20 protein-coding genes are annotated in these 22,744 nt (G+C 73.2%); 13 read left to right on the forward strand and 7 right to left on the reverse strand.

Annotated features, from left to right (window positions below; genetic code table 11):
- Window positions 1-28: 28 nt before the first annotated feature.
- Window positions 29-1,081 carry an L-erythro-3,5-diaminohexanoate dehydrogenase gene (gene kdd / locus BKA00_RS10055; RefSeq protein WP_230298852.1) on the reverse strand — a complete coding sequence of 351 codons (1,053 nt, stop codon included), beginning with the start codon at window positions 1,079-1,081 and terminating at the stop codon, window positions 29-31.
- A gap of 136 nt (window positions 1,082-1,217) precedes the next feature.
- Here kdd and BKA00_RS10060 point away from each other — a divergent pair, with 136 nt between their 5' ends.
- The 12 genes from BKA00_RS10060 to BKA00_RS10115 all read left to right on the forward strand — a co-directional run bounded on the left by BKA00_RS10060 (window position 1,218) and on the right by BKA00_RS10115 (window position 14,727).
- On the forward strand, window positions 1,218-2,597 hold the full coding sequence (locus BKA00_RS10060) for a KamA family radical SAM protein (protein ID WP_185024657.1): 1,380 nt from the start codon (window positions 1,218-1,220) through the stop codon (window positions 2,595-2,597).
- Between the two features lie 61 nt (window positions 2,598-2,658).
- On the forward strand, window positions 2,659-3,837 hold the full coding sequence (locus tag BKA00_RS10065; RefSeq protein WP_185024658.1) for a cytochrome P450: 1,179 nt from the start codon (window positions 2,659-2,661) through the stop codon (window positions 3,835-3,837).
- Between the two features lie 61 nt (window positions 3,838-3,898).
- Window positions 3,899-4,963: a DUF3616 domain-containing protein gene (locus tag BKA00_RS10070; protein WP_185024659.1), complete on the forward strand. Its 1,065-nt coding sequence runs from the start codon at window positions 3,899-3,901 to the stop codon at window positions 4,961-4,963.
- An 84-nt stretch (window positions 4,964-5,047) separates the two neighbouring features.
- Window positions 5,048-6,268, forward strand: a complete 1,221-nt coding sequence (locus BKA00_RS10075; protein WP_185024660.1) for an acyl-CoA dehydrogenase family protein — start codon at window positions 5,048-5,050, stop codon at window positions 6,266-6,268.
- A 187-nt stretch (window positions 6,269-6,455) separates the two neighbouring features.
- Complete coding sequence (locus BKA00_RS10080) at window positions 6,456-6,971, forward strand: FHA domain-containing protein (protein ID WP_338072113.1); 516 nt, start codon at window positions 6,456-6,458, stop codon at window positions 6,969-6,971.
- An 85-nt stretch (window positions 6,972-7,056) separates the two neighbouring features.
- On the forward strand, window positions 7,057-8,274 hold the full coding sequence (locus BKA00_RS10085) for an ROK family transcriptional regulator (RefSeq protein ID WP_185024662.1): 1,218 nt from the start codon (window positions 7,057-7,059) through the stop codon (window positions 8,272-8,274).
- Between the two features lie 51 nt (window positions 8,275-8,325).
- Window positions 8,326-9,651, forward strand: coding sequence for an ABC transporter substrate-binding protein (locus BKA00_RS10090; protein ID WP_185024663.1), 1,326 nt, complete (start codon window positions 8,326-8,328; stop codon window positions 9,649-9,651).
- A gap of 2 nt (window positions 9,652-9,653) precedes the next feature.
- The gene (locus BKA00_RS10095; protein ID WP_230298853.1) at window positions 9,654-10,631 is read left to right on the forward strand and encodes a carbohydrate ABC transporter permease; all 978 of its coding nucleotides are present in this window, start codon (window positions 9,654-9,656) and stop codon (window positions 10,629-10,631) included.
- Entirely contained in the window at window positions 10,628-11,458 is an 831-nt protein-coding gene (locus tag BKA00_RS10100) for a carbohydrate ABC transporter permease (protein WP_185024664.1), read from the forward strand. The genes BKA00_RS10095 and BKA00_RS10100 overlap by 4 nt, the downstream gene beginning before the upstream one ends.
- Complete coding sequence (locus tag BKA00_RS10105) at window positions 11,455-12,711, forward strand: 6-phospho-beta-glucosidase (protein ID WP_185024665.1); 1,257 nt, start codon at window positions 11,455-11,457, stop codon at window positions 12,709-12,711. Before BKA00_RS10100 ends, BKA00_RS10105 begins: the two co-directional genes overlap by 4 nt.
- Window positions 12,711-13,688, forward strand: a complete 978-nt coding sequence (locus BKA00_RS10110) for an N-acetylglucosamine kinase (protein ID WP_185024666.1) — start codon at window positions 12,711-12,713, stop codon at window positions 13,686-13,688. The genes BKA00_RS10105 and BKA00_RS10110 overlap by 1 nt, the downstream gene beginning before the upstream one ends.
- A 130-nt stretch (window positions 13,689-13,818) precedes the next feature.
- Complete coding sequence (locus BKA00_RS10115) at window positions 13,819-14,727, forward strand: TIGR03619 family F420-dependent LLM class oxidoreductase (protein WP_185024667.1); 909 nt, start codon at window positions 13,819-13,821, stop codon at window positions 14,725-14,727.
- Here the strand turns inward: BKA00_RS10115 and BKA00_RS10120 are convergent, their stop codons facing one another.
- Window positions 14,728-15,168 carry an Lrp/AsnC family transcriptional regulator gene (locus tag BKA00_RS10120; RefSeq protein WP_185024668.1) on the reverse strand — a complete coding sequence of 147 codons (441 nt, stop codon included), beginning with the start codon at window positions 15,166-15,168 and terminating at the stop codon, window positions 14,728-14,730.
- Window positions 15,169-15,268: 100 nt separating this feature from the next.
- Entirely contained in the window at window positions 15,269-16,291 is a 1,023-nt protein-coding gene (locus BKA00_RS10125; protein WP_185024669.1) for a LacI family DNA-binding transcriptional regulator, read from the reverse strand.
- 146 nt (window positions 16,292-16,437) lie between these two features.
- Between BKA00_RS10125 and BKA00_RS10130 the strand changes: the two genes are divergently transcribed.
- The gene (locus BKA00_RS10130; protein ID WP_185024670.1) at window positions 16,438-17,682 is read left to right on the forward strand and encodes an ABC transporter ATP-binding protein; all 1,245 of its coding nucleotides are present in this window, start codon (window positions 16,438-16,440) and stop codon (window positions 17,680-17,682) included.
- A 76-nt stretch (window positions 17,683-17,758) separates the two neighbouring features.
- Here BKA00_RS10130 and BKA00_RS10135 read toward each other — a convergent pair whose 3' ends face one another.
- Genes BKA00_RS10135 through BKA00_RS10150 form a run of 4 tightly spaced genes read right to left on the reverse strand, consistent with a single transcriptional unit; the run spans window position 17,759 to window position 22,703 of the window.
- Window positions 17,759-18,694 (reverse strand): carbohydrate ABC transporter permease, encoded by a 936-nt coding sequence (locus tag BKA00_RS10135; RefSeq protein WP_185024671.1) that lies wholly within the window; start codon window positions 18,692-18,694, stop codon window positions 17,759-17,761.
- The gene (locus tag BKA00_RS10140; protein ID WP_185024672.1) at window positions 18,691-20,076 is read right to left on the reverse strand and encodes an ABC transporter permease subunit; all 1,386 of its coding nucleotides are present in this window, start codon (window positions 20,074-20,076) and stop codon (window positions 18,691-18,693) included. The genes BKA00_RS10135 and BKA00_RS10140 overlap by 4 nt, the downstream gene beginning before the upstream one ends.
- Before the next feature lie 24 nt (window positions 20,077-20,100).
- Window positions 20,101-21,477, reverse strand: coding sequence for an ABC transporter substrate-binding protein (locus BKA00_RS10145; protein ID WP_185024673.1), 1,377 nt, complete (start codon window positions 21,475-21,477; stop codon window positions 20,101-20,103).
- Complete coding sequence (locus tag BKA00_RS10150) at window positions 21,474-22,703, reverse strand: ABC transporter ATP-binding protein (protein WP_185024674.1); 1,230 nt, start codon at window positions 22,701-22,703, stop codon at window positions 21,474-21,476. The genes BKA00_RS10145 and BKA00_RS10150 overlap by 4 nt, the downstream gene beginning before the upstream one ends.
- Window positions 22,704-22,744: the final 41 nt, after the last annotated feature.

Below are 22,744 nucleotides of genomic sequence, written 5' to 3' on the forward strand. Positions count from 1 at the left end.
GTCCCCGCCGCGGCCGGGATGGTTCCGGTCATTCTGCCGAATCGGCACCGGTCCGGGAGGTGAACAGCGCACGCACGGCGGGTTCCGACCGCACCAGGCCGAGGGCGGTCTCGGCGTGCCCGGGGACGTAGCCGTTCCCGATGAGCATCGTGACGTCGGCGGCCAGCCCCTCGGCGCCGAGCGCGGCGGCCGGGAACGAGGTCGCCATCGAGAAGAACACCACGGTGCCGCCGGGCGCGGTGGCGAGGATCGCGCCGTGCTCGCAGCCCGGCACGTCCACGCACACGACGGTGACGTCGGCCGGCTCGCCGACGGCCGCCGCGACCGCCACCGGGTCGCGGGCGTCGGCGCGCACGACGGCGTCGGCCAGGCCCGAGGCCGCCAGCCGCTCCTCCTCCTCCGCGGTGGGCACCAGCCCGATCACGCGGGACGCGCCGGCGCGGCGGGCGGCGGCCATCGACAGGCAGCCGCTCTTGCCGGCCGCGCCCAGCACCAGCACGACGGGGCCGTCCTCGCGCGCCGACACGACGCGGTGGGTGAGGGCGGGCGCGCCGCACACGTCCATGACGGCGAGGGCCAGCGGAACCGGCAGGTCGTCGGGCAGGACGGCGGCGATGGAGCGCGCGAACAGGATCGCGTGGCCCCGCGCCGGCACCTGCTCGGACCGACCGTCCCACTCCGCGAGCCCGTCGGTGACGGCCAGCGGGGTGAGGGTGAGGGACACCAGGGTGGCGACGCGGTCGCCGGGCTTCAGGCCGAGCGGCGAGTCCGGCCCGGCCTCCTCGACCACGCCGACGAGCATGCCGCCCGATCCGGTCACCGGGTTGTGCATCTTGCCGCGCCGGCCGATGATCCGCAGCACCTCGGCGCGGATCGCGTCCGGGTCGCCGCCGTGCGCGGTGTGCAACTGGCGGTAGGACGCGGCGTCCAGGTTGAGGCGCTCGACGCCGATCCGCACCTCGTCCGGCCGGATCCGCGGGTCGGGATCCAGCCGCAGCGCGGCCTGCGGCAGGACGCCCGCGGGCTCCAGCACCCGGTGCAGCCCGACCGCCGTGCCCGTCCCGCCTCCGGTCATCGCCATGCCGCCCTTCTCCCAACATCGAGGTGATTTACGCAAGATATCCAGGACACCCCTGGTTTCATCGAAAGTCTTCCCGTAACGTCGGCGGCACACAAGACTTTTATGCGATCAATGTGAGGCGAGGAGGCGGTCGACGATGACCACTGCCCTGCACCCGGACGCCCTCCAGTCCGAGGAGGCCGCGCGCCAGCCCTACGCCTACCGGCGCCGGCCGCTGGCCGAGCCCGACTGGCGGCGCCTGCCGGGCTGGCGGGACGTCACGGAGGCCGAGTGGGAGTCGGCGCAGTGGCAGCGCGCCCACTGCGTCAAGAACGTGCGGCAGTTGCGGCGGGTCATGGGCGACCTGCTCGACGAGCGCTTCTACGCCGACCTGGAACGCGACCAGGCCGAGCGCGCCACCATGTCGATGCTGCTGCCGCCGCAGATGCTGAACACGATGGACGCCTCCTCCACCGAGGCCTTCTACGCAGATCCCGTGCGCCGCTACATGCTGCCGGTGTTCAGCGACCGGCGCACCGACTGGCCGTCCCATCCGCACGCCTCCCGGGACTCCCTCCACGAGGCCGAGATGTGGGCCGTGGAGGGCCTCACCCACCGCTACCCCACCAAGGTCCTGGCCGAGCTCCTGCCGACCTGCCCGCAGTACTGCGGCCACTGCACCCGCATGGACCTGGTCGGCAACTCCACGCCGACCGTCGACAAGCACAAGTTCACCATCAAGCCGCCGGACCGGCTCGGCGCCATGCTGGACTACCTGCGCCGCTCCCCCGGCGTCCGCGACGTGGTCGTCTCCGGCGGCGACGTCGCCAACATGCCGTGGGCGCGCCTGGAGTCGTTCGTCGACTCGCTGCTGGACATCGACAACATCCGCGACATCCGGCTGGCCAGCAAGGCGCTCATGGGACTGCCGCAGCACTGGCTGCAGGACGACGTCCGCGCCGGGATGGAGCGCCTGGCGGCCAAGGCGAACGCGCGCGGCGTGCAGATCGCGATCCACACCCACGTCAACGCCGCCCAGTCGGTGACGCCGCTGGTCGCCAGGGCGGCCCGCGCCATGCTCGACACCGGCATCCGCGACGTGCGCAACCAGGGCGTGCTGCTGCGCGGCGTGAACGACACGCCCGAGGCGCTGCTCGACCTGTCGTTCGCGCTGCTCGACGAGGCCGGAATCCTGCCGTACTACCTCTACATGTGCGACATGATCCCGAGCAGCGAGCACTGGCGGCTCGCGGTCTGGGAGGCGCAGGATCTCCAGCACGCGATCATGGGATACCTGCCCGGCTTCGCCACCCCGCGGATCGTCTGCGACGTCCCCTACGTCGGCAAGCGGTGGGTGCACCAGCTCGCCGACTACGACCGCGAGCGCGGCATCTCCTACTGGACCAAGAACTACCGCACCGGCCTGGAGCTGTCGGACCCCGAGGCGCTGACCCGCCGCTACGAGTACCACGACCCGATCTACACGCTACCGGAGGAGGGCCGGGAGTGGTGGCGGCAGCGGTCGCAGACGGCCTGAGCCGCCATGGCCGACGCCTTTACGTTGTAGATCCGAAACATGTCGGATTAGGCTGGGACGGGTGACCCTCGACCTGACCTCCCGTTTCCCGCTCGGCGCCTCGGTGACGGCCGCCGCCCTGGAGGACGACCCGCACCCGCACCTGGCCCGGCTCCGCGAGCGCGAACCGGTCTCCTGGCTCCCCGCGCTGGGCGGCTGGCTGGTGACCGCCCGCGGCCCGGCGCTGCAGGTCATGCGCGACGCGGCCGCGTACACCGTGGACGACCCGCGCTTCTCCACCGCCCAGGTCGTCGGGCCGAGCATGCTGTCGCTGGACGGCCCCGTCCACACCCGGCACCGCGACGCGTTCGCCCGGCCGTTCCGCCCCGCGCGGACCCGGGAGCGGTTCACCGCGTTCGTCGAGGCCGAGACCGACCGGCTCGTCGGCGCCCTGGCGCCGGCGGGCCGCGCCGAGCTGCGCGGCGAGCTGGCCGGGCCGCTCGCCGTCGGGGTCGTCACCGAGGCCCTCGGGCTGGACGGCGTGGACGCCGCGACCGTCCGCTCCTGGTACGGCGCCTTCGTGGAGGCCGTGTCCGCCATCACCGCCGGCGGCGCGGCGCCCGCAGGCGCGGACGAGGCGTACCGGCTGCTGCGCGCGGCGGTCGAGGAGGCGATCGCCGCCGCCCGCCCCGGGTCCCTGCTGGCCGGGGCCGCCCGCGGCGACCTGAGCACCGCCGAGGTCGTCGCCGACGCCGCGATCCTGATGTTCGGCGGCATCGACACCACCGAAGGAATGATCGTCAACGCCGCGCTGCACCTGCTCGGGCACCCCGACCAGCTCCGGCTCGTCCTGGACGATCCGGAACTGCTGCCCGCCGCGATCGAGGAGTCGCTGCGGCTGGAGCCCGCGGCCTCGGTCGTCGACCGGTACGCCGTCCGCGACGCCGAACTCGGCGGCGCGGCCGTCCGGGCGGGCGACCTCGTGCGGGTGTCGATCGCCGGCGCCAACCGCGACCCCTCGGTGTTCCCCGCCCCCGACCGGTTCGACGTGCGGCGCCGCAACGCCGCCGAGCACCTGGCGTTCGCGCACGGGCCGCACTTCTGCTTCGGCGCCCACCTGGCCCGGCTGGAGGCCCGCACCGCGCTCGCCGCGCTGCTGGACCGCCTGCCCGGGCTGCGGCTCGATCCCGCCCGCCCCGCGCGGCCGCACGGGCTGGTGTTCCGCAAGCCCGCGCGGCTGGACGTCCTCTGGGACGCCTGAGGACCGGTTCTGGACCGTTCCCGGCGTCGCCTCCCCCGCGCCGCTGTGGGAGCATTCCCCAATGATCGTGGAACGCCGCGTCGAGCTGCGCTTTCGCCAGGAGAGCCGCGAGGCGCAGACGCACGTCAACCTGTCCGCCGTGCGCCAGGACGGCCGCTGCCTGTGGGTGGCGGGCGACGAGACGGCCACCGTCGAGCGGCTCACCGCCGTCACCGGCGAGGACGGGCGCGTCACCGGCTACGACGCGCAGGCCACGATCGCGCTCGCCGACCTCGTCCCGCTGCCCGCCGGCGCCGACGAGGAGGCCGACATCGAGGGCCTCGCCCGCGCCGACGGCTGGCTGTGGGCGATCGGCTCCCACAGCCTCAAGCGCAAGAAGATCAAGCCGGGGAACGGCGACGCCAAGGCCCGCAAGCGCCTCGCCACCGTCGTCCGGGAGGACAACCGCTTCATCCTCGCGCGCATCCCCCTGGTCACCGGTGACGACGGGCTGCCCCGCGCCGTCGCCGAGGACGGCGGGCGGACGGCGGCCGTCCTCGGCCTGGACGGCGACTCCATCGCCGACCTGCTGGCCGACGACCCGCACCTCGCGCCGTTCCTCTCCATCCCGAGCAAGGACAACGGCCTGGACATCGAGGGCCTCGCCGTGCACGGCGACCGCCTCTACATCGGGCTGCGCGGCCCCGTCCTGCGCGGCTGGGCGGTGCTGGTGGAGATCCACCCGGGCTCCCACCCGCGGGACCCGCGTCGCCTGCGGGCGCTGCCGGTCGGCGACGAAGGCGAGCCCTACCGCACCCACTTCCTGGACCTCGGCGGCCTCGGCGTCCGCGACCTGTGCCCGCACGGCGACGACCTGCTCGTCCTCACCGGGCCGAGCATGGACCTGGACGGCCCGGTGCGGCTCCTGCGGTGGCGGGGCGCGGCCCGCGCCGACGCCGGGTCGATCGTCCCGGCCGGCGAGCTCGAGGTGCTGGGCGAGCTGCCCCACGGCGACGGCGACGACCACGCCGAGGGCATCGCCGTGCTGGACGAGCCGGGCACCCGGCTCCTGGTCGTGTACGACAGCCCCGCCCCCGACCGGCTCACGGCGGACGGCGTCCTCGCCGACGTGGTCGATCTCGGCTAGCGGGCCCCGAATAAGCGATCGCTTTCAGACTCTGCTTTGATGGGCCCCGGTACCCGGCGGGAGTCGAGAGGGCGGGAACAGAGCATGATCGAATGGTCCGAGGAAGACCTGATGATCCGGGACGCGGTGCGCGGCTGGATCGACGCGGAGGTCCGCCCGAACCTGGACGCGCTGGAGTCGGGCGAGCTGCCTCCCTACGACCTGCTCCGCAACCTCTACAAGACGTTCGGCATGGACGAGATGGCCCGCTCGTCCTTCCACGCCCGGCTCGCCAAGGAGCGCGAGGGTGGGGACTCCGCCTCCGCCGGGGGCTCCGGCGACGACCGGCCCGGCGGCGGCAACGCGGCGATGTCGATGATCCCGGTCATCGAGCTGTGCAAGGTCGCGCCCGGCCTGGTCTCGGCGATGGGCGTCGGGCTCGGCCTCGCCGCCGGGACGATCATGAAGCGCGGCACGCCCGAGCAGAAGGAGCGCTGGGCCCTCCCGCTGCTCACCATGGAGAAGGTCGGCGCCTGGGCGATCACCGAGCCGAACTCCGGATCGGACGCGTTCGGCGGGATGCAGGCCACCGCGCGCAAGGACGGCGACGAGTACGTCATCAACGGCGGCAAGACCTTCATCACCAACGGCCCCTACGCCGACACCATCGTCTTCTACTGCAAGCTCGACAACGGTGACGCTCCGCGCGACCGGGAGATCCTCACCTTCGTCCTCGACCGGGGCATGCCCGGCCTGGAGCAGAGCAAGCCGCTGCGCAAGATGGGGCTGCACTCCTCCCCCACCGGCGAGCTGTTCCTGAACGACGTGCGCGCCGGCGCCGACCGGCTCCTGGCCTCCGGCTCGCAGGGCGGCAAGGAGTCGGCCCGCCAGAACTTCGTCACCGAGCGCGCCGGCGTCGCCGCGATGGCCCTCGGCGTCATCGAGGAGTGCCTGCGGCTGTCGGTCGAGTACGCCAAGACCCGCGAGCTGTGGGGGCAGCGCATCGGCGACTTCCAGCTCATCCAGCTCAAGCTGGCGAAGATGGAGGTCGCGCGCCTCAACGTCCAGAACCTGGTGTTCCGGCACATCGAGATGCAGCGCGCCGGGCGCGCCCCGACCCTGGCCGAGGCGTCGGCGATGAAGCTGTACGCCGCGCAGGCCGCCAGCGAGGTCGCCCAGGAGGCCGTGCAGCTGTTCGGCGGCAACGGCTACATGAGCGAGTACCGCGTGGAGCAGCTCGCCCGCGACGCCAAGTCCTTCCAGATCTACGCCGGCACGGACGAGATCCAGGTCACCCACATCGCCCGCGACCTGCTGTCGCGCTGAGGCCCCGTCCGGCCGGCCGCGGCGTCCGCCGGTCGCCGTCCCGGGGCGAACTTCCGGGGCCGGGGCGGCGTCGAAAGGTGGAGGGCGGGTGAGGGCGATCGCCCGCCCTCGGCCCGACGGGCCTTTCTGGACAGCCGACGACGGGGACTGGATACTCACAGCTATGGACGGTCAGCCCTCATTCCCGGTGAGAGCGTCCGACACGGAACGGGACCGGGTGCTGCGCGTCCTCAGCGAGCGCGTGGCCGAGGGCCGGATGTCGAACGAGACGTTCGAGCGCCGTGTCGACCAGGTGCTGCAGGCGCGCAGCCAGGCCGAGCTGGCCGGCATCGTGCACGACCTGCCGACCTCCAACCGCGTCGTGAACCGGCTGACCGGGCTCATCTCCTCGGTCTCGGAGGCGACCGCGCGGATCGAGGCGGCGTGGCGGGCCCCGCGGCTGCCCAAGTTCATGCTTCCGCCGCGCGAGCTCGGCCGCATCGTCGTCGGCCGCGCCCCCGCCTGCCAGTTCGTCCTCACCGACCTCACCGTGTCCCGCTTCCACGCCGAGATCCACCGCGCGGACGAGGGCTGGATCATCTCCGATCTGGGGTCGATGAACGGCACCCGCGTGAACGGGTACCGGCTGACCGGCCCGGCCCGCGTCCGGCCCGGCGACGAGGTCGGCTTCGGCAACTCCGCCTTCATCGTCACCGCCCCCTGAGCCGTCCCGGGTCTTGACGGAACCGGAAGCCGGTACTTACGTTTCCCTCCAAGTTAGGAAACCTTCTTAACTCGGAGGAGCCGCCGTGTCCGTGCCCGTCCCCGGAACGCCCAGCCTGCTTCGGGCGATCAACGACCGCGCCGCGCTGGAGGCGCTGCTGGCCCGGGGGCCGCTGACCCGGCCGCAGATCTCGGGCCTCACCGGCCTGTCCAAGCCCACCGCCTCCCAGCTGCTCGCGCGGCTGGAACAGGCCGGGCTCGTCGTCCGCGACGGCGTCCGCGAGGGCCTGCCCGGCCGCACCGCCGAGCTGTACCGGATCAACGGCGCCGCCGCCCACGTCGCCGGCGCCGACGTCACCCCCGCGCGGATCCGCGCCAGCGTCGCCGACCTCGCCGGGACGGTCGTCGGCGAGCACACGCTGCCCACCCCCGGCCGCACCGGCGTGGACGTCGTCGCCCGGATGGCCGCCGCGCTCGACGGGGCCGCCGCCGCGGCCGGCCTCACCCGGGACCGCCTCGACCGCGCCGTCGTCGGCATCCAGGGCGCCGTCGACCCCGCCACCGGCCGCCTCGGCTACGCCTCGCACATCCCCGGCTGGCACATCCCCGACCTGGTGGACACCCTGAGCGGCGGGCTCGGCGTGCGCGTCGCGATCGAGAACGACGTCAACCTCGCCGCGCTCGCCGAGCGGGCCGGCGGGCGGGCCGAGGGCGCGGCGGACTTCGTCCTGCTGTGGGTCGCCGACGGCGTCGGCATGGCCGTCGTGCTGAACGGCACCCTGCACCGGGGCGCGACCGGCGGCGCCGGGGAGATCGGGTACATGCCCGCCGTCGGCGCCCCGCTCATGCGGGACGTGCGGCGCACCCACACCGGCGGCGTGCACAGCCTCACCGGCGGCGCGGCCGTGCTGAGGCTGATGCGCGAGCACGGCTTCCGCGGACGCGACGCCGCCACCGCGCTCAGCCGCGCCGCCGCCGACGTGCAGACCGCGGGCCGGCGCACGGCCACGGACGCGGGCGCCCGCGCGGAACGCGCCCTCACCGAGCTCGCCACCAGGCTCGGCGCCACGCTCGCCACGGTCGTGGCCGTCATCGACCCCGCGCTCGTCGTCCTCACCGGCGACGTCCTGCGCGCCGGCGGGGAACCACTGCGCGCACGCGTCGAGCAGCACCTGCACAGCCTGACGATCCCGCGGCCCGAGGTGCGGCTCAGCACCGTCGAGGGCAACCCCGTCCTGGCCGGGGCCCTGCAGCAGGCGCTCCGGGAGACCCGCGACGAGGTCTTCACCACCACCATCCCCTGACCCAGCCGTCCTCCACCACGCCCGTTCCCCACCCCCCGAAGGAGAACCGGAGTGCCCACCACCACAACACGCCGCCTCGCGGCGGCCGCGGCCGCCGCCGGGCTGGCCCTCGCGGCCGGGTGCACGGCCGGCGGCGACCAGTCCGGCAAGGGCCCCGCGTCCGGCGAGAAGCAGACCATCGAGGTCTGGCACGGCTGGAGCGCCCCGCACGAGGTGAAGGCCTTCCAGGACGCCGTCGCCGGCTTCAACAAGGCCCACCCCAACATCACGGTCAAGCTCGTCAACGGCCAGACCGACGACCGGATCACCAACGCCATCCGCGGCGGGAACCCGCCGGACGTGGTGTCGTCCTTCACCACCGACAGCGTCGGGCAGTGGTGCCAGAGCGGCGCGTGGCAGGACCTCTCGCCCCGCATCGCCAAGTCCGGGCTGGACCTGAACCAGTTCCCCCGGGCGGTGCGGAGCTACACCGAGTACAAGGGCACCCGCTGCGCGATGCCGCTGCTGGCCGACGCCTACGGCCTCTACTACAACAAGAAGCTCATGAAGGGCGAGCAGCCGCCGAAGACGATGAGCGAGCTGACCGCGCTCGCCAGGAAGCTCACCGTCCGCTCCCCCGACGGCACCATCAAGGTCGCCGGGTTCATGCCGTCCGTCCAGTACTACGAGCACCAGGTCCAGCACCTGGCACCGCAGTTCGGCGTCAGGTGGCTGACCGACGACGGCAGGGCCAACTTCTCCGGCGACCCCGCCTTCCAGGCCTACCTGAAGTGGAACAAGAGCCTCATCGACTGGTACGGCTACGACAACGTCAAGAAGTTCCTGCGCTCGATGGGCCAGGAGTTCGAGTCGTCCAACCCCTTCGAGAAGGGGAGGACGGCGATGGCCGTGGACGGCGAGTGGCGCACCAGGTTCATCCAGAAGGAGGCGCCCGGGCTCGACTACGGCACGGCGCCCGTCCCCGTCTCCGACGACAGGGCGAGCGCCTACGGCGGCGGGTTCGTCACCGGCACCGTCATCGGGATCCCGCGCGGTGCCAGGCACGCCCCTGCGGCCTGGGAGTTCGTCCGCTACCTCACCACGGACACCGGCGCGCTGGTCACCTTCGCCAACGCGCTCGGCAACGTGCCCTCCACGATCCCGGCCCTGTCGTCGCCGGGGCTGAGGCTGCCGCCGCAGTTCCGCACGTTCCTCGACGTCTTCAAGAACCCCAACAGCTCCACGACGCCGCCGACGCCGAACGGCAACGACTACGTCGTCCGGTTCGAGAAGTTCACCCAGGAGGAGTGGGAGCCCGGCAAGGTGAGCGACCTCGGCCAGGCGCTGAAGAGGCTGGACGGCGAGGTCGACGACTCCCTCAAGCTCGCCGGAGGCTGACCGTGGCATCCCTATCAGCGCGCCTGCCGCTGCCCGGGGCGCGGGGCGGGACGGCGGCCGCGCGGGCGCGCCGGCGCAGGCGGCTCCGGATCCTGGCGTTCCTGTCGCCCTGGCTCGCCGGGTTCGGCCTGTTCTTCGTCTACCCCCTCGCCGCCACCGTCTACTTCTCCTTCACCCGCTACAACCTGTTCACCCTGGAGTACGTCGGCCTCGACAACTACGCCTACCTGCTGCACGACCGCGACGCCTGGACGGCGATGCGCAACACGCTGTGGCTGGTCGCCGTGCTCGTCCCGCTGCGGGTGCTGTTCGGCCTCGGCGCCGCCCAGCTGCTCACCAGGATCAAGCGGGGCGCGGGCGTGCTGCGCTCGGTCCTCTACCTGCCGTACCTGGTCCCGCCCGTCTCGGCCACGGTCGCGTTCGTGTTCCTGCTGAACCCCGGGACCGGCCCCCTCCCGGCCCTGTCCGCTCGGCTCGGGATCCCGCTGCCCGACTTCTTCAACGACGCCGCCTGGGCCAAGCCCGGCCTCACCCTGCTCGGCCTGTGGGCGGTCGGCGACGTCATGATCATCATGCTGGCGGCCCTGCTGAACGTGCCCGCCTCGCTGTACGAGGCCGCCGCGATCGACGGCGCCGGCGCCTGGGCGCGGTTCCGGCACATCACGCTGCCGACCGTGTCCCCCGTCCTGGCGTTCTCCGCCGTCACCGGCGTCATCGAGACGCTGCAGTACTTCACGCAGCCGATGGTGGCGGGCAAGGTGGCCTCCGGGCGCGCCGACCTGCCCGGCGTCCAGTACTCCCCCGGCTATCCCGACGGCTCCACCCTGACGTTCCCGCAGTGGCTCTACGACCAGGGGTTCCGCCAGTTCAACATGGGCTACGCGTGCGTGCTGGCACTCGTCATGTTCGCCACCGCGATGGCGTTCACCGTTTTCCTGCTCCGCCGGTTCCGCGCGTTCGCCGGAGAGGAGGCGCGATGATCCCGGGAGGGCGCGCCCGCCGCGCGCTGCTGTGGCTCGCCGTGCACGCCACCGCCGTCGCGATCGGCGTGATGTTCCTGGCGCCCCTGGCGTTCATGCTGCTGACCGCCGTGATGACCGACCGGCAGGCGCTCAGCGGCGAGCTGTGGCCGCGCGGCTGGCACCTCGCCAACTTCGCGGAGGTTTTCGGCGGCGACATGGTCCGCTGGACCGTCAACAGCACCGTGTACGCGGGCCTGTCCACGCTGTTCATGCTGGTCTCCAGCGTCCCGGTGGCGTACGCGCTGGCCCGCTTCCGGTTCCGCGGCCGGGGCCCGGCGCTCGTCGTGGTGATCTCGGCGATGATGCTGCCGCCGCAGGTCACCATGGTGCCGCTGTACATCGTGTGGGCCCGGCTCGGGCTGACCGGCACGCTGTGGCCGCTGATCGTCCCGCAGCTGTTCGGGGACGCGTTCTCCATCTTCCTGCTGCGCCAGTTCCTGGTGACGATCCCCCGCGAGTACGCCGACGCCGCCCGCGTGGACGGCTGCGGCGAGCTGCGCACGATGCTGCGCGTCATCCTGCCGATGGCCAAGCCCGCCCTGGCCGCGGTGGCGCTGTTCCAGTTCTTCTACTGCTGGAACGACTACTTCCGGCCCCTGGTGTACGCCGACCCCGACCACTGGACGCTGGCCATCGGCGTCGCCACGTTCCGCGCCGCCCACCACGTCGAGTGGAACCTCACCATGGCCGCCACGCTGCTGACGATCCTGCCGGTGCTGGTGGTGTTCTTCCTCGCCCAGCGCGTGTTCATCCAGGGTGTGACCTTGACGGGAGTGAAGGGTTGAAGCTGACGGTGATCGGGGGCGGGTCCACCTACACCCCGGAACTGGTCGACGGGCTCGCGCGGGCGCACGCGGCGCTGCCGGTGTCGGAGCTGGTGCTCGCCGACCCCGACGCCCGGCGGCTGGAGCTCGTCGGCGGGCTCGCCGCGCGGATGCTCGCCCGCGCGGGCCACCCCGCCCGCGTCGCCACGACCGGCGACCTGGACGCGGCGGTCGCGGACGCGACGATCGTCGTGATCCAGCTGCGCGTCGGCGGGCAGGCCGCCCGGCACGTCGACGAGACGCTCCCGCCGGCCCACGGCTGCGTCGGGCAGGAGACCACCGGCGCCGGCGGCCTCGCCAAGGCGCTGCGCACCGTCCCGGTCGTGCTGGACATCGCCGGGCGCGTCGCCGCCCGCGCCCCGCACGCCTGGATCATCGACTTCACCAACCCCGTCGGCATCGTCACCCGCGCCCTGCTGGACGCGGGGCACCGCGCGGTCGGCCTGTGCAACGTCGCGATCGGTTTCCAGCGGCGCGCGGCGGCGCTGCTGGGCGTCGCGCCCGACCGGATCGGCGTCGGCCACGCCGGGCTCAACCACCTCACCTGGGTGCGGTCGGTCCTGCTGGACGGGCACGACGTCCTGCCGGACCTGCTCGACCGGCATCCCGGCGACCTCGCCGCCGTCTCCGGCCTGCCCGCCCCGTTCCTGCGGGCGCTCGGCGCCGTCCCGTCGTACTACCTGCGCTACTTCTACGAGCACGACCGCGTCGTCGAGGAGCAGCGGGGCGCGCCGTCGCGGGCCGAGGAGGTCGCCGCGCTCGAGCGGGACCTGCTGGAGGCCTACGCCGACCCCGCGCTGGACACCCGGCCCGCCCGGCTCGCCGAGCGCGGCGGCGCGTTCTACTCCGAGGCGGCCGTGCAGCTGGCCGCGTCCCTGGTCGGCGGCCGCGGCGACGCGCAGGTCGTCAACGTGCGCAACCACCGCACGCTGCCGTTCCTGGACGACCGCGCGGTCATCGAGGTGCCGGCGCGGATCACCGCGTCCGGCGCGGTGCCGCTGCCCGTGCCTCCCATGGAGCCGCTGCTCGCCGGTCTGGTCGCGCACGTGTCGGCGTACGAGGAGCTGGCCCTGGACGCGTCGCTGCGCGGCGGCGTGCACCGGGTCGCCGCCGCGCTGCTCGCGCATCCCCTCGTGGGGCAGTGGGACGTCGCCGAGCGCCTCGCCCGCGACCTTGTCGCCGCCAACCGCGCCCACCTGCCGTGGGCGGCCTGATGGCCGCAGGCGTGCTGGTCGCCGTCGACGGCGGCAACAGCAAGACCGACGCGGCCGTCGCCACCACCGCCGGGGACCTGCTGGCCACCGTGCGCGGCGAGGGGTTCCGCCCGCAGGCCGCCGGGCTCGACGCCGCGCTCGACGCCCTGACCGCGGATATCGGCAGGGCGCTGCGCGCCGCCGGCGTCCGGGCCGGCGGCGTCGTCCACCTGGCCGCCTACCTGGCCAACGTCGACCTGCCGGGCGAGGAGGAGCGGCTGGAGAAGCTCCTGCTCGCCCGGGGCGCCGCGCCGAGCGTGAGGGTCGGCAACGACACCTTCGCGCTGCTGCGCAGTGCCGTCACCGACGGCTGGGGCGTCGCGGTGGTCTGCGGCGCCGGGATCAACTGCGCGGGCGTCGCCCCCGACGGGCGCACCGCGCGGTTCCCCTCCCTCGGCCCCCACACCGGCGACTGGGGCGGAGGCGGGGAGCTCGGCCGCTCGGCGCTGTGGCACGCCATCCGCGGCGAGGACGGCCGGGGACCGGAGACGGCGCTGACCGCCGCGGTCGCCGCCCACTTCGGTGTGGCCCGCGCCATCGACGTGGGCCTCGCCCTCCATCTCGGCGAGATCGACCCGGGGCGTCTCACCGCCCTCGCCCCCGTCCTGCTGGACACCGCCGAGGACGGCGACGAGGTGGCCCGCGGCGTGGTGCTCCGGCTCGCCGAGGAGGTGGCGGTCCTGGGCTCGGTCGCGCTGCGCCGCCTGGACCTGCTGGGCACCCCCGCCGAGGTCGTCCTCGGCGGGGGCGTCCTGGCGGCCCGCCGGCCGCTGCTGATGGACGCCGTCGCGGACCGCTACGCCGACCTCGCCCCCCGCGCCCGCCTGCTCGTCCCCGAGGACCCCCCGCTCCTCGGCGCGGCGCTCCTCGCCCTCGACCACGTCGCCGCCCCGCCGTCCGCCCACGCGGCCCTGCGCACCGCGTTCCGCCGCCGCTGACCCGCGCTCGGGCCGCCGGCGTCCGGGTGCCTACCATGGCGATGGACGGGCGGTCCCGAAGGCCTCGACCGATCGGACGAGCACCGCCCTTGACGTTGTAAGGTTCCGCCGGTGCGGGGAGGAGGACGCCGTGGAGATCGGGTTCGCGGTGCCGGGGTCGGGGGCGTGGGCGACCCCGCGCAACCAGGTGGCGGTGGCGCGGCGGGCCGAGGAGCTCGGCTACCGCTCGCTGTGGACGCTGCAGCGGGTCCTCAACCCCGCCGGGTCGACCGACCGTACCTATCGCAACGTCCCCGACCCGCTGATCACCCTGGCCTACCTCGCCGCCCACACCACCCGGGCGCGGCTCGGCGTCGCCGTCGTGAACCTGCCGTTCTACGCGCCGCCGATCCTCGCCAAGCAGGCCGCCACCCTCGACCACGTCAGCGCGGGGCGCCTCGACCTCGGGCTCGGGATCGGCTGGATGCGCGAGGAGTTCGCGGCGGTCGGCGCCCCCATGGAGCGCCGCGGCGCCCGCGCCGAGGAGTTCATCGCCGCGCTGCGCGCCCTGTGGGGCGGCGGGCCGGCGCGTTTCCACGGCGAGTTCTACGACATCCCGCCCGTGACGATGGACCCGCGTCCGCTCCAGCCGTCCGGGCCGCCGATCCTGCTGGGCGGCGGGGCCGAGCCCGCGCTGCGGCGCGCGGGCCGGCTGGCCGAGGGCTGGGTCAGCTCCAGCCGCGCCGACCTCGCCGGGATCGGCCGCTCCGTGGAGGTGGTGCGGGAGGCGGCCGAGGAGGCCGGGCGGGACGCGTCCGCGCTGCGGTTCGTGTGCCGGGGCGCGGTCCGGGTCCGCCCCGCGGGGCGCGCGGAGCGGCGCCCGCTCACCGGCTCCTTCGAGGAGATCCGCGGCGACTTCGGGGCGCTGGCGCGGCAGGGCGTCACCGAGCTGTTCCTCGATCTGAACTTCGACCCCGCGATCACCGGGCCGGACGCCGACCCGGACGCGTCGCTGGACCGCGCCCTGGAGGCGCTGGAGGAGTTCGCGCCCGGAACCTGACTACAGGGGCGGGCGCCGCGCCTCCCAGGGGGTGCTGAGCACGACCGTGGTGCGCGTCGCGACGTTCGCCGCGGCGCGGATCTTCTGCAGCAGGTCCTCCAGCTCGTTCGGCGAGGCGACCCGGACCTTGAGGATGTAGCTCTCCTCCCCCGCCACCGAGTGGCACGCCTCGATCGCCTGCAGGTGCGCCAGCCGGTCGGGGGCGTCGTCGGGGGCCGCCGGGTCGATCGGCTTGATCGACACGAAGGCGGTCAGCGGCAGGCCGATCTCCCGGTTGTCGAGCTGGGCGGTGAAGCCCTTGATGACGCCGCGCTTCTGCAGCCGCCGGACGCGCTGGTGCACCGCCGACACCGACAGCCCCGTCTCCTTGGCCAGGTCGGTGAAACTCATCCGCCCGTCGTCGGCCAGCAGGGCCATGATCTGACGATCGATCTCCTCCACGCGGGAAATCTAGCGCGCCGGGCCCGTGCATGGGCCCCCGTTCGATCACGGATCGGCTTTCCGGCGAAGGCGGAGCGCCGCTCGGGACCCGGCGGCGGCGCTACCGGCGCGCGGAGCGCAGCGGCCCGCAGCTGCCGCGCACCACCAGCTCCGTCGGCAGGAGGACGGGGCCTCCCCTGCCGCGCCGGGCCGGCTCGCGCAGCAGCAGCTCGCAGGCGCGGTAGCCGATGTCGTGGCCGGGCCTGGCCACGGCGGTCAGCGGCGGGTCGCACAGCTCCGCCCACGCGACGTCGTCCACCATCGCGATGGACACGTCGGCCGGGACCCGCAGGTCCAGCTCGCGCGCGACCAGGACGGCGGCCTCGCCGAGCAGGTGCCCGGCGGCCAGGACGGCGGTGACGTCCGCGCGGCGCTGCAGCAGCCCCGCGGCGGCCGCGTAGGCGGCGTCGCGGGCGGGGCGGGCGGCGACGACCAGGTCCTCCTCCACGGGCACGCCCAGCTGCGCCAGGGTGTCGCGGAACGCGCGCTCGCGCACGCCCGCGGGACGGCCCGGCGCGCCGCCGAGGAACCCGATGCGGCGGTGCCCGAGCCCGGCGAGGTACTCGGTGAGGGACCGCACGCCCCCCGCGTCGTCGGCCTGGACGGACGGGATGTCCGGCAGCCCGGGCAGGACGCGGTCGGCGAACACGACGCTGGAGCACACCCGCGCCGCGACGCGCCAGTCGGCCTCGTCCCCGGCGGGCAGCGCGATGATCCCGTCGACCCGCTGCTCGACGAGCCGGTCGACGATCTCGGCCTCGCGGGAGGGGTCGCCATGGGCGGCGTCCACGATGACGTGCTCGCCGAGGGTGCGGGCGCAGGCCAGCACGCCCGCGACCACCTCGGCGCAGAACGGGTCGGTGACGTCGGGGACGACCAGGCCGATGCCGCCGCTGCGGCGCAGCTTCAGCCCCCGGCCGAGGGCGCTCGGCCGGTAGTCCAGCTCGCGGGCCGCGGCCAGCACGCGCTCGCGGGTCGCGGCGCTCGCCGAGCCCGTCCCGGAGAACACCCGCGACACCGTGGCGATGCCGACGCCCGCCGCCGCGGCCACGTCCTTGATCGTCGCCGATCGCCGTTCCGCCACCCGCGCACCGTCCCTTTCGGCCCGTTTCGATCATCTTCTCACGATGACGTCTCCCCTGGAAACGATTCCATGATGTTTACTTCAGCCAATACGACATATCCCCTGCTCGGCGGGGGAACGGCGGAAACGTTTCCAAAGGGGTTCGGATGGCCAAGATCGTGCTGGACGGGGTGGACAAGGTGTACGGCGGCGGCGTCAAGGCCGTCGACGGGCTCGACCTGGAGATCCGCGACGGCGAGTTCATGGTGCTGGTCGGGCCGTCCGGTTGCGGCAAGTCCACCGCGCTGCGGATGATCGCCGGGCTGGAGGAGATCTCCGGCGGGAAGATCTCCATCGGCGACCAGGTCGTCAACGACCTCGCGCCGAAGGACCGCGACATCGCGATGGTGTTCCAGAACTACGCCCTCTACCCGCACATGACGGTCGAGCAGAACCTCGCGTTCGGCCTCAAGCTGCGCGGCACGCCGAAGGCGGAGATCAAGCAGAAGGTCCGCGACGCCGCCAAGATGCTCGGGCTGGAGCAGTACCTGTCCCGCAAGCCGGCCGCGCTGTCGGGCGGTCAGCGGCAGCGCGTCGCGATGGGCCGCGCCATCGTCCGCCAGCCGCAGGCGTTCCTGATGGACGAGCCGCTGTCCAACCTCGACGCCAAGCTCCGCGTGTCCATGCGCGCCTCCCTCAGCCAGCTGCACGAGCGGCTCGGCGTCACCACCGTGTACGTCACGCACGACCAGGTCGAGGCGATGACGCTGGGATCGCGGGTGTGCGTGCTGCGCGAGGGCAAGCTCCAGCAGGTCGACACCCCGCAGCGGCTGTTCGACAACCCCGTCAACCTCTTCGTGGCCGGGTTCATCGGCTCGCCCGCGATGAACTTCGTGCTCGCCGACCTCGAGACCGGCGACGGCGGGGCGCGGGTCTCCTTCGCCGGCTACACGCTGCCGGTCCCGTCCTCGGTCATGGACGGCAAGCCGGGGCTGGGCGACTACGTCGGGAAGAAGGTCATCCTCGGCATCCGCCCGTCGGACTTCGAGGACTCCGCGCACGCCCAGCCCGGCTGGGCGCCGATGGCGGTGCGCAGCAGCGTCACCGAGGAGCTCGGCAGCGAGATCAACGTGATCTTCACGATCGACGCGCCGCCGGTCGAGCACAAGGACACCGCCGACCTGGCCGAGGACGCCGCGGAGGGCGAGACCGAGGCGATCCCGCTGATCGACAACAAGGCGCTGTGGACGGCCCGCGTCAACTCCCGCTCGCACGTGCGCCCGGGGCAGGACGTGGACCTCGCCGTCGACACGCGCCGCCTGCACTTCTTCGACCCGTCCAGCGGCCTGGCCATCGGGCACTCCGACCTCGCCGCACAGGACGGCGCCGCGGACCTGCGCAAGTCCGGCTGAGCGGGATCGAGCGAAGCGGAAAGGGCGGTGCCCACGGCCTGGGCCAGGCCGTGGGCACCGTCGTCTTCCCGGGCCGTCACTTCACCGAGCCGGCGAGGACCCCCTGGACGAAGTAGCGCTGGAAGGCGAAGAACACCACCAGCGGGACGACCAGCGACAGGAACGCGCCGGGCGCGAGGATGTCGATGTTGCCGGTGAACTGCCGCATCTGCGACTGCAGCCACTTGGTCATCGGCTGCGACCCGGTGTCGGCGAACACCAGCGCGACCAGCAGGTCGTTCCACACCCACAGGAACTGGAAGATGCCGAGCGAGGCGATCGCCGGGCCGCCCAGCGGGAAGATCACCCGCCGGAAGATCGTCCACTCCGAGCCGCCGTCCATCCGCGCCGCCTCCAGCAGGTCCCGGGGGATCGCCGCGAAGAAGTTGCGGAGCAGGAAGATGGCGAACGGCAGCCCGAAGGCGACGTGGAACAGCACCACGCCGGTGACCGAGCCGAACATGTGGAAGCTTCCGAACTCGATACGGCCGTACAGCTTGGCGACCGGGATGAGCGCGACCTGGACCGGGACCACCAGCAGCGCCACGACGCCGAGGAACAGCCAGTCCCGGCCGGGGAACTCCATCCAGGCGAACGCGTAGGCGGCCAGCGAGGCGATCGCGACCACCAGCAGCGTCGCCGGGACGGTGATCAGCACCGTGTTCCAGAACGAGTCGACGAAGTCGCCCTTGTCCAGCAGCGCGCTGTAGGACTCGGTGGTCAGCTGCGCCGGCTTGGCGAAGACGTTCCACCAGCCGTCGGCGCTGTTGTCCTCGTTGGAGCGCAGCGAGGCGACCAGCAGGCCGAGGGTCGGCACCAGCCAGAACAGCGCGACCAGGACCAGCAGCGCCTGCGCGGCGCCGCCGCCCGCCCTGCCCACGACCCGCGCGGCCAGGCCGCGCCGCGGCGCTCCCGCCGCGCCGCCGCCCTCCGCCCCGGAGGGCGCCTGCGCTGCCTTCTCCGCGGTGCTCATTTGCGCTCCTGCCGCATTCTCCGGATGTTGAACAGCATGGCGGGCAGCACCAGGAGGAAAAGCAGCACGGCGATGGCGCTGCCGGCGCCCTGGTCGTTGCCGCCGCCGAACGACTCGGTCCACATCTGCAGCGCCAGCACGCTGGCGTTCGGATCGCCGCCGCCGATGATGTAGACGAGGTCGAAGACCTTCAGGACGTTGATGACCAGCGTCACCAGCACCACCATCAGGACGGGCGCGAGCAGCGGGATCGTCACCCGCCGGAACACCTGCCACTCGGTGGCGCCGTCCACCCGCGCCGCCTCCAGGGCGTCGCGCGGGATGGCGGCGAGCCCGGCGGCGATGAGCACCATCGCGAAGCCCGACCACACCCACAGGTACGACCCGATGATCGCCGGGGTGATGAGGGTGTCGCCGAGCCACTCGGCGCCCTGGTAGGCGGTGGTGAAGTTGTCCTTGGGCAGCCGGATCGTGTAGGTCCCGGCCGGCACCTTCCGCATGGTGAACGTTCCGTCGGCCTCCGTGGTGGCCCTGGCGACGACCCTGCCGCCCTGGACCGCCTCCACCCGGATGCCCGGCAGGCCGGACTCGCCGGAGTTCGGGGCGTTCTGCTGCCCGCCCCCGCCCCGGGTGAAGTCGAACCAGACCGTGCCGGTCAGCCGGCCCGGCCCGGCCGCCGGAGGCGGCGCGGCGGGCTCGGCGTCCTTCGGGACGTACTCGGGCTTGATCTTCAGCAGCGGGACGAGGGCGCTCTGGCCGGCCGAGTACTGCCGCACCGAGACCACGGCGCCGCCGTCCTGCCGGACCGGCGCGCTCCCGCCGCTGCGGGGCCCGGCCCCCGGATAGGTGGTGTCCTGCCGGAACATGTCGTGGACCGCGACCATCGCCGCGTTCGCCACGCCCTTGTCCGGGTCCTGCTGGTACACCAGCCGGAAGATCACCCCGGAGGCGAGGAAGGAGATCGCCATGGGCATGAACACCACGAGCTTGAACACCGTCGCCCACCGGATCCGCTCGGTGAGCACGGCGAACACCAGGCCGATGATGGTCACCACGGTCGGCGCCACGACGACCCAGATGGCGGTGTTGCGCACCGCCACGAGGTTGTCGTGCCCCTTGAAGACCCCGGTGTAGTTGTCGACGCCGACGAACGAGCCGCCCGAGGCGTCGAAGAAGCTGCGGATCACCGAGTAGACGATCGGGTACACGACGAGGAAGCCGAGCAGCAGCAGCGCCGGCAGCAGGAACGTCAGGGCCAGCCACGACGGCGGGGTCAGCCGCTCGCGCGTGCCGCGGGCGCCCGGGCGGGCGGGCGGCGCGTCGATGGCGGCGGCGCCGCCGGCCGTCGCGGCCGGCGGCACCTCCTCATTCGGAGCCTTCATCAAGGGTTTCCCTACTTGTAGGCCCTACTTGTACGCCTTGGCCGCCTCGGCCTCCAGCTTGGCCTGCGTGCCCTTGACGTCGGTCGGGTTCTGCACGAACTGGCGCAGCGCCTCCCACTCGCCCTTGCCGGGCGTCGCGCCGAACGCGGCGGGCGCCAGGTCGGACATGTCGTAGCGGGCGGCGTCGCCGGCCTGCTGCAGCTGGGTGATCAGCTGCTTGGCGATCGGGTCGGAGTAGGCGTCGGGCTTGACGTTCTTGTTCGGCGTCAGGTAGCCGCCGAGCCCGGCCCACACCGTGCCCGCCTCGGGCGAGGCGAGGTACTTCATCAGCTCCTGCGCGCCCTTGCCGTCCTTCAGCGCGACCGCGACGTCGCCGCCGAGGATCGCCGGGGCGGTGCCGCCGGCCTTCGGGAACGCGAACACCTTGGCGTCCGTGCCGACCTTGGCCTTGGTGGTGCCGATGTTGGCGGCGGCGAAGTCGCCGCCGTAGACCATCGCGGCCTTCTGCTGGCCGAACACCTGGGTGACCGACTCGTCGAACTTGGTCTTGGTCGCGGCCGCGACGCCGCCGTTCAGGTAGTCGGGCTTGCCCCAGACCTCGGCGAGCGTCTGCAGCGCCTTGCCGACGCTCGGGTCGGTCCACTTGATCTCGTGCTTGGCGAGCTTGTCGTAGTTGTCCGGCCCGGCCTGCGACAGGTAGACGTTCTCGAACCAGTCGGTGAGCGTCCAGGAGTCCTGCGGGCCCGCGGCGAGCGTGAACGGGGTGGTGCCCGCGTCCTGCAGCGTGCCCGCCGCCTTGGTCAGGTCGGCCCACGCCGCGGGCGGCTGGACGCCGGCCTCGTCGAACGCCTCCGGCCGGTACCACAGGATCGACTTGTAGGCGGCCTTGACGATCACGCCGTAGGTCTTGCCGTCGGAGGAGCCGAGCTCCTTCCAGTACGGCGCGAAGTTCTGGCCGACCTGCGTCACCGCGTCGTCGCCCAGGGGCTTGAGCGCCCCCTTGCCGGCGTACTGCTGCATGAGGCCCGGCTGCGGCAGGATCGCCACGTCCGGCGGGTTCTTGGCCTCGATGCGCGGGCCGAGGTAGGCGTCGGTGTTCTCACCGGTGGACGCGTAGTTGACCTTCGCGCCGGTCTTCTTCTCGAACGCCTGGAGGACCTTGCGGAAGTTCGCCTCCTCCGGACCGGTCCACTTGGCCGCGACCTCGATGGTGGTGCCCTTCAGCTCACCGCCGCCGGAGGACGACCCGTCGCCGTCCTTGTCGTCGCCGCCGCACGCGGCGGCCGCGGACACGAGCAGTCCCGCCGCCACGGCGGCTCCCGCCACGCGCCTGCCGAAGCCCGCGGAACGGGGTCGGGGGGTGCGGGGGGAGGCCCCCCCGCCGGCAATGCTGACCGTCATTCCTCATCCTCCCTGGCCGGAGCGGCGTCGTCTGTTCCCCAGATCGACGCGCCGGACTCGATATCGAAGAAGTGCAGGCGGCCGGTGTCGACGCGGATCGTCACCGGGTCGCCCACCTTCACGCGGGTGCGCGGGCTGAACCGCGCGACCAGGTCCGTGCGAGGGCTCTCCAGGTGCCCCAGCACGTCGGTCCCCGCGTCGCGCGCGAGCTCCTTGGTGTCCTCGGTGACGACCTGGGACGCCTCGATCGCGAAGTGCACCAGCACGTCCGAGCCCATCGCCTCCACGAGGTCGGCGGTGGAGGCGAGCCCGGACCCCTCGGGCGTCTCCACGAGCTCGGAGTCCTCCATGTCCTCGGGCCGGATGCCGACGACGACGTCGCCCCCGAGGCGGGACGCCAGGGCCGGGCGCTCGGTCAGCACCTCGGCCGGGAGCGTCAGGGTCTGGCCGCCGATCTCCAGGCGCGGGTTCGCCGCGTCGCCGGACAGCGTGCCCTGGACCAGGTTCATGGCCGGTGAGCCGATGAATCCGGCGACGAACAGGTTCGCCGGCCGGTCGTAGAGCTCCTGCGGCGCGGCGACCTGCTGCAGGCGCCCCTTCTTCATGACCGCGACCCGGTCGCCGAGCGTCATCGCCTCGGTCTGGTCGTGGGTCACGTAGATCGTGGTGACGCCGAGGTCGCGCTGGATGCGGGCGATCTCGGCGCGCATCTGGACGCGCAGCTTGGCGTCGAGGTTGGACAGCGGCTCGTCCATCAGGAACGCCTGCGGCTCCCGGACGATCGCGCGGCCCATCGCGACGCGCTGGCGCTGCCCGCCCGACAGGTTGCGGGGCTTCTTGTCCAGGTAGTCGGTCAGGCCCAGGGTCCGCGCGGCCCGGTCGACCTTCTCCCGGATCTCGGCCTTCGGCAGCTTGCGCAGCGACAGCCCGAAGCCGATGTTGTCGCGCACCGACAGGTGCGGGTAGAGGGCGTAGCTCTGGAACACCATCGCGACGTCGCGGTCCCGGGACGGCACCCGGTTGACGACCCGCCCGCCGATCGTGACCTCGCCCTCGGAGATGTCCTCCAGCCCGGCGACCATCCGCAGCGCGGTGGTCTTGCCGCAGCCCGACGGGCCCACCAGGACGAGGAACTCCCCGTCGGCGATGTGGAGGTCCAGGTCGGTCACGGCCCGCGTGCCGTCGGGATAGACCTTCCCGACGCTGGTCAGGTCGACCTCTGCCACGGCGTCTCCTCTTCGTCACGGCACGGCGATACGGAAGGAAT

Origin of the sequence: Actinomadura coerulea (genome assembly GCF_014208105.1) — a bacterium.
GTDB classification, from domain to species: Bacteria; Actinomycetota; Actinomycetes; order Streptosporangiales; family Streptosporangiaceae; genus Spirillospora; species Spirillospora coerulea.